Origin of the sequence: Paraburkholderia sp. JHI2823, assembly GCF_038900695.1 — a bacterium.
Classification (GTDB): Bacteria; Pseudomonadota; Gammaproteobacteria; order Burkholderiales; family Burkholderiaceae; genus Paraburkholderia; species Paraburkholderia mimosarum.
The window spans coordinates 1-454 of record NZ_JAYMRY010000252.1 but is presented as its reverse complement, the minus strand read 5'-3'; the positions used below and the strand labels follow the sequence as shown (position 1 = coordinate 454).

General features: G+C 61.0%; 1 protein-coding gene. It reads right to left on the bottom strand.

Features of this window, described 5'->3' with window-relative positions:
- The coding region (locus VSR34_RS38560; RefSeq protein ID WP_342965251.1) for a lytic transglycosylase domain-containing protein at window positions 1–386 on the bottom strand (386 nt) is incomplete at its 3' end.
- Between the last annotated feature and the right edge of the window lie 68 nt (window positions 387–454).

Below are 454 nucleotides of genomic sequence, written 5' to 3'. Positions count from 1 at the left end.
CTGTAATAGCAACTTATCGCAGCCCTCAAGACACGCGTGCCCTGACCGTATGTGGCACCTGCCCGCTGATAACACTCGTGCATAATCGCGCTGCCGGCACGAAGCTTTTCGCACGGATCAAAGGCGGTTTCGTACGACAGTCCGTACCGGGCGAGATTGAACCGCTTAACCTGCCCCAAACCGACGCTGAAATTGATTCCACGAGCCTCGAGTGCTCGGGCCGTGGCAACGGCCTCTTCGGCGTCGCGGGGTTGTCGCGTGAGGCGGCCGCCAACCACGCCGATGGCATACGGGTTAAAGCCCGATTCTGTCCGCACGACCGCTTGCATCGTGACCGGTTGCACAGATGGCGCGCACTGCTGGGCTAACACGGTGAAGTCAAGCATGGATGCGCCCACGCCAGCCAACGCGCGCGGCCACGACCGACGCGGCTATAATGAAGCGAGCCATTATT